Source organism: Neisseria sp. P0021.S005 (genome assembly GCF_051956955.1).
In genome coordinates this window covers 1-5,767 of record NZ_JBQCWY010000165.1, presented here as the reverse complement: position 1 = coordinate 5,767, position 5,767 = coordinate 1, and the positions used below count along the sequence as shown (strand labels likewise).

The window sequence follows — 5,767 nt, the reverse complement described above, 5'->3', positions numbered from 1 at the left end:
GTCACGATGCCGTTGTTTTGGGTGAGAACCTGCTGCAAAAAGCTTTATCCAGCCTGTTGCCTAAAGACATCCTGCTTTCAGACGACCTCAAAGAAAAATACCTTGCCGATTTGAATACCAAACAAACATCGTTTGAAGAGGTTCTCTACAATGTCGGTATGGGGCATACTTTGCCGGTACACGTTGCCATGCATATTGCCGAGTTGGCAGGCCAACATTTTGGCAGTGCGGTCAAACTCAGCCCGATCAAAGTCAACGATCAAGAAACCGGCCGGATTCATTTTGCCGAATGTTGCCATCCGATTCCAGGCGATGCGATCCGCGCCTTATTGGTTAAAGACAAGGGTATGATTATCCACCGTGATACCTGTCAAACTTTGGTCAAAGCCGATCCGGAAGAGCAACTCGATGCGGGCTGGGACAGTTTGCGTAATCAAACGTACCGCACCATCCTCAACGTCAAATCCGAAGATGCGCATGGTTTGTTGGCTTCAATGGCGCAAGCGATTTCCAATTCCGGTGCGGATATCGAATCTGTCGATACGCCAACCAAAGCGCAAGCAGGAACAGAAGGTTTTGTAGAATTTAAATTTACAATTAAAGTCAAAGACTTGGATCAGGTTAATCAGATTATTCATGCAATGCATGCCAATCCGAATATCCGCAAAGTGATTCGAGGATAATCTCGTTATAAGCAAAGGCCGTCTGAAAGCATTTTCAGACGGCCTTTTTGATGTTTACAAATAAAAGCTATTGGCTTTTTTATAAGAGGGTTTATGGCTTTTTTGTAATTGGATTGGGTTTAACTCAACCAAAAACGGAAAACCAAAAAGAAAACTAAGGCCAAAACGCCGGCCCAAACCAGCAACATGAATCCGGCTACTGCCTGACCCAAGCGGTAAACAGGATTTTTGCGTTCGTCTTCGAGTAGGGGATTAGGTGTATCGTGCGGTTTGTCGGACATGATGAAGCTCTGATTGAATTATTGAATAAAAGCGTAAGGGTACGCCGATAGAAGCAAAGATTCAAGTGGGAATGATTATTGATAGAAGTCTTCGTCTTCATTCCAAGCGGTTTTTAAGGCCGTCTGAATGGTGTCGGCACCAAAGCCGCGATAGGCAAGGAAACGCGCTTGTTTTTGTTTTTCTTTCAAATCTTGAGCTTCTTGCTTGAATTTTTTACGCAAGACGGAAATGGCGGTTTGCAGCTCGTCCTCCCTGTCGGGTAGGAACTCTCGACAGTCGTCTGCATCGATACCTTGTTGCGCCAAGGCTTGCTTGAGGCGGAGCGTGCCGTAACGGTTGCTCTTGCTGTGAATATAGGCTTCTGCGTAACGTTGGTCGGATTGCCAATTTCGTTCGGCGAACTCGTCCAAAACCTTTTCCAATTCTTCTTCGCTTTCAGCATGCGGGGCCAGTTTGCGTTTCAAACCGACGCGGCTGACTTCTTGACGGGAAAGAATATCCAAGGCGCGGGCGCGTAAGGTTTTGGGAGGTTTCATGGGAATATGGAAGGGGAGGGATTTAACTACATTGAATTACATTTCAGACGGCCTGATTGGGCGAAAGCACCGAAAAGGCCGTCTGAAAATAAAGCCGAATTATTCTTCGTCTTTGTTTTTTTGCGGTTGCAGATTTTCGTAGATTTCAGGCAGGGCGCGAATCAACAAATCAGGTTTGGTCGCTTTATCTTGAGAGAGCAAGGTCATGTCGCCGTAGCCGAATGTTACGCCGACGCTGAAGCAACCGGCCGCTTTGGCGGCAATAATGTCATTTTTGGAGTCGCCCACCATCAGCATATTGGCAACGTCGATGCCTAATACTTCGGCCGCATGTTGAAGCGGCAATGGGCTGGGTTTTTTCTCAGTCAGGCTGTCGCCGCCGAGAACCAGGCTGAAATAGTCGTCGAGATTAAGTTGTTTCAGTAGCTCGGCAGCCAGAATTTCATTTTTATTGGTAATGACAACCAATGGAATACCCAAGGACTTGAGCAGGCCGAGACCGGCTTCGGTTTCAGGGTAGGGGTAGGTAAAGTCGCTTAAGTGTTCGCGATAATATTTCATAAAGAACACAAAACCTTTTTCCCAGATTTCAGGATCGGCTTCTTTTTCACGATCATTGGTAATGACGCGATGAACCAACTTGCTGATGCCGTCGCCGACATAACTTTCAACCGTTTGGGTAGGTAAAACAGGTAAATCCAAGTGCGCACACATGGCTTGGGCTGCTGCGGCTAAATCGGGAACGGAATCACATAAGGTACCGTCCAAATCAAAGGCAACGGCTTGAACGTGTTCTAAAGCAGCAGTGGTCATTGAGTAGCTTTCTGTCATATTATTTAAGCGCTTATTTTAACATTGTTTGCCTGATTTGCCGATGTTTTGCTGATTCTTTAAAGGGATATTTGTTTAAATTGTTAACAATTTTTGCTGGTGTAAGTCTGTCCGTCTGTTGGTAATGTGGAAGGGATTTTGTCAACAAAAAGGGCGGTTTGGTAGGCATTAAAAAACAAAGGGTTTGAGTGTTTTTTTGAATGGTTTGATGAGCATTTATACTAGGCCGTCTGAAAATTTTTTGGTCGGCGTACCGATATTTTCAGACGGCCTCAAACTAAATTTATATATAAATGAATGGATTTGCTTTTTATCGACTACATGCTATTACATTTTTTCCTGTTTTTGTATATAGTAACAAGTATGGCTCTCGTCTAATCATGTGTATGAAAAGGAAAAATACATGTCCGCATCTGCTGTTAAAGAAACACTGAATCCGTTTGAAATTGCACAAAAACAAGTAAAAATTGCCTGCGATCGCCTGAATGCCGACCCGGCAGTATTTGAAATCTTGAAAAAGCCGCAACGTGTTTTGGAAGTGAACTTCCCTGTCAAACTCGACAACGGTACAGTAGAAAATTTCACCGGTTACCGTTCCCAACACAATAACGCCGTCGGCCCTTACAAAGGCGGCGTGCGTTTCCATCCCAATGTAAATCTGGACGAAGTCAAAGCACTGTCTATTTGGATGACCATCAAATGCTGTGTAGCCGGTATTCCTTACGGCGGCGGTAAAGGCGGTATTACTTTGGATCCGCGTAACTATTCCGAAGCAGAATTGGAACGCATCGCCCGCGCTTATTCCGAAGCCATTTCTCCGCTGATCGGCGAGAAAATCGACATTCCCGCCCCTGATGTGAACACCAACGGCAAAATCATGTCTTGGATGGTTGATGCCTATGAAAACGTCGTGAAACATTCTGCACCGGGCGTGTTTACCGGCAAACCGGTTGAGTTTGGCGGTTCCTTGGCGCGCACCGAAGCCACCGGTTACGGCGTAAACTTCGCCGCCGTCCAAGCTTTGGAAAAACTGGGCAAAGACGTGAAAGGTGCCACTTACGCCATTCAAGGTTTCGGTAATGTGGGCTACCACACCGGTTACTATGCACACAAAGCCGGTGCGAAAATCGTTGCCGTATCTACTGTTGACGTTGCCATCTACAACGAAAACGGCTTGGATATGGAAGCAATCATTAAAGAATTCCAAACCAAAGGTTTCATCACCAATGAAGCCGGCTACGGTAAAGAAATCAGCAATGCCGAACTTTTGGCTTTGGATGTGGACGTACTCGCCCCTTGTGCATTGGAAAATCAATTGACTTCCGAAAATGCAGGCAAAGTCCGCGCGAAAATCGTGGTTGAAGGCGCAAACGGCCCGACTACTCCTGAAGCCGACGTTATTCTGCGTCAAAACGGCGTATTGGTTGTTCCTGACATTTTGGCAAACTGCGGCGGCGTGGTTGTGTCCTATTTTGAATGGGTACAAAACCTGCAAGGCTACTACTGGGAGTTTGACGAAGTTCAAGAGAAAGAAACCGTGGTTCTGCGCCGTGCGTTCCGCGATATTTGGAACTTGGCTCAAGAATACGATGTCGACCTGCGTACCGCTTCTTACATGATGAGTATCCGTCGTGTTGAAAAGGCAATGAAACTGCGCGGCTGGTATTAATCGTTTGACCAATAGCTAAGAGTAGGCCGTCTGAAACCTGTTTTCAGACGGCCTTAATGTTTTTGATAAGAGCCTTTACAAATTTTAATCCACCTTGATTCCATTTCAATCAAACTCAGCTATAATCCCCTTTTTTGACCTTTCCGGAAAAGACATAATCATGAACAAAACTTTCAAATTCAGCGCATTGGCTTTGTCTGCTTTGTTGGCACTGACTGCTTGCAACCAAAAAGACACTGCCGCTAAAGACGCCCCTGCTGCTTCCGCAGCTTCAAATGCGACTGCAGATGCTTCTGCCATCGGTTCTACTGCCCAACAAGCCAGCTACGCAATGGGTGTGGACATCGGCCGTTCATTGAAACAAATGAAAGACCAAGGTACGGAAATTGATTTGAAAGTCTTCACCGAAGCCATGGAGGCCATGTTTGAAGGTAAAGAAGTTAAAATGACTGAAGCTCAAGCTCAGGAAGTGATGATGAAATTCCTGCAAGAGCAACAAGAAAAAGCGGCTGCCAAACGTGCTGAAGATGCCAAAGTAAACTTGGAAAAAGGCGAAGCGTTCTTAAAAGAAAACGCGACTAAAGAAGGCGTGAAAACCAGCGCTTCCGGTCTGCAATACAAAATCACCAAAGAAGGCGAAGGTAAAAAACCAACTAAAGACGATATGGTTACCGTTGAATACGAAGGCCGTCTGATTGATGGTACCGTATTTGACAGCAGCAAAGCCAACGGCGGCCCAGTAAGCTTCCCTGTAAGCCAAGTGATTCCAGGTTGGACTGAAGGTATCCAACTCTTGAAAGAAGGCGGCGAAGCAACATTTTATATCCCTGCCAAATTGGCTTACCGCGAAGTGGGTGCCGGCGATAAAATCGGCCCGAACGCTACTTTGGTATTTGACGTGAAACTGGTTAAAGTCGGCGCGCCTGATGCTGCTGCGCAACAACCTGTACAAGTTGACGTACAAAAAGTTCAATAATCCGAATCAAGGCTTACGCCCTTAAACAACGGATAAAAGGCCGTCTGAAAAATTCCGTTTCAGACGGCCTTTGTTCCAAACCAACAAGGAATTATGATGAAAAATATCGTCATCCTTATTTCCGGACGCGGCAGCAATATGCAGGCGATTGTGAATGCCGATATTCCCGATGCCAACATTGCAGCCGTATTGAGCAACAGCGAGACCGCAGCCGGATTTGCATGGGCGGCAGAGCGCGGTATTGCCACCGACAGTTTGAACCATAAAAACTTCGACTCGCGTCTGGCATTTGATCAGGCCATGATGGAGAAAATCGATGCCTATCAGCCGGATTTGGTTGTATTGGCGGGCTTCATGCGCATTTTGACTCCGGAGTTCTGCGCACATTATGAAAACCGCCTGATCAATATCCATCCGTCCATCCTGCCTTCTTTCACCGGTCTGCACACCCACGAACGCGCATTGGAAGCAGGTTGCCGAGTGGCAGGCTGCACCATCCATTTCGTGACCCCAGAGCTGGATTGCGGCCCGATTATTTCTCAAGGCATTGTTCCTATTTTGGACGGCGATACCGCTGACGACGTTGCCGCACGCGTGCTGACGGTTGAACACCAGCTTTTCCCGCAAGCCGTTGCCGACTTTGTTGCAGGCCGTCTGAAAATTGAAGGCAACCGCGTTTTGAATGCACAACGCAATGCCGCCGGTCAAAGCCTGTTGGCTTAATTAAAACACGATACACACAAGGAAAACATCATGAATCCGATTAAAACAACCCTGCTGACACTTTCCC

General features: G+C 46.6%; 7 protein-coding genes. 4 read left to right on the top strand and 3 right to left on the bottom strand.

Going from position 1 to position 5,767, the window contains the following annotated elements; translation table 11 throughout:
* Window positions 1-683, top strand: a 683-nt coding sequence (locus tag ACTHUE_RS09970) for an ACT domain-containing protein (RefSeq protein ID WP_440402865.1), incomplete at its 5' end; no start/stop codon positions are given.
* A gap of 119 nt (window positions 684-802) precedes the next feature.
* Here ACTHUE_RS09970 and ACTHUE_RS09965 read toward each other — a convergent pair.
* The 3 genes from ACTHUE_RS09965 to ACTHUE_RS09955 all read right to left on the bottom strand — a co-directional run bounded on the left by ACTHUE_RS09965 (window position 803) and on the right by ACTHUE_RS09955 (window position 2,314).
* The gene (locus tag ACTHUE_RS09965) at window positions 803-964 is read right to left on the bottom strand and encodes a hypothetical protein (protein ID WP_039861975.1); all 162 of its coding nucleotides are present in this window, start codon (window positions 962-964) and stop codon (window positions 803-805) included.
* Window positions 965-1,039: 75 nt separating this feature from the next.
* The gene (recX, locus tag ACTHUE_RS09960; protein WP_049329865.1) at window positions 1,040-1,501 is read right to left on the bottom strand and encodes a recombination regulator RecX; all 462 of its coding nucleotides are present in this window, start codon (window positions 1,499-1,501) and stop codon (window positions 1,040-1,042) included.
* A 99-nt stretch (window positions 1,502-1,600) separates the two neighbouring features.
* Window positions 1,601-2,314, bottom strand: coding sequence for a phosphoglycolate phosphatase (locus tag ACTHUE_RS09955; RefSeq protein ID WP_440361142.1), 714 nt, complete (start codon window positions 2,312-2,314; stop codon window positions 1,601-1,603).
* 421 nt (window positions 2,315-2,735) lie between these two features.
* Here ACTHUE_RS09955 and ACTHUE_RS09950 point away from each other — a divergent pair, with 421 nt between their 5' ends.
* From ACTHUE_RS09950 to purN, 3 genes are all read left to right on the top strand, one after another.
* Window positions 2,736-4,001, top strand: a complete 1,266-nt coding sequence (locus ACTHUE_RS09950) for a Glu/Leu/Phe/Val family dehydrogenase (RefSeq protein WP_070504425.1) — start codon at window positions 2,736-2,738, stop codon at window positions 3,999-4,001.
* Between the two features lie 160 nt (window positions 4,002-4,161).
* Window positions 4,162-4,977, top strand: coding sequence for an FKBP-type peptidyl-prolyl cis-trans isomerase (locus ACTHUE_RS09945; RefSeq protein WP_070504422.1), 816 nt, complete (start codon window positions 4,162-4,164; stop codon window positions 4,975-4,977).
* Between the two features lie 96 nt (window positions 4,978-5,073).
* A complete protein-coding gene (gene purN / locus ACTHUE_RS09940; protein WP_440361152.1) occupies window positions 5,074-5,700 on the top strand; it encodes a phosphoribosylglycinamide formyltransferase in 627 nt (208 codons plus the stop codon).
* Window positions 5,701-5,767 lie beyond the last annotated feature (67 nt).

Bases quoted from the DNA above. Each gene is read 5' to 3' on its own strand.
- recX (WP_049329865.1), bottom strand. From the start codon at position 1,501: ATGAAACCTCCCAAAACCTTACGCGCCCGCGCCTTGGATATTCTTTCC.
- ACTHUE_RS09955 (WP_440361142.1), bottom strand. From the start codon at position 2,314: ATGACCACTGCTGCTTTAGAACACGTTCAAGCCGTTGCCTTTGATTTG.
- ACTHUE_RS09945 (WP_070504422.1), top strand. From the start codon at position 4,162: ATGAACAAAACTTTCAAATTCAGCGCATTGGCTTTGTCTGCTTTGTTG.
- ACTHUE_RS09965 (WP_039861975.1), bottom strand. From the start codon at position 964: ATGTCCGACAAACCGCACGATACACCTAATCCCCTACTCGAAGACGAA.
- ACTHUE_RS09950 (WP_070504425.1), top strand. From the start codon at position 2,736: ATGTCCGCATCTGCTGTTAAAGAAACACTGAATCCGTTTGAAATTGCA.
- purN (WP_440361152.1), top strand. From the start codon at position 5,074: ATGAAAAATATCGTCATCCTTATTTCCGGACGCGGCAGCAATATGCAG.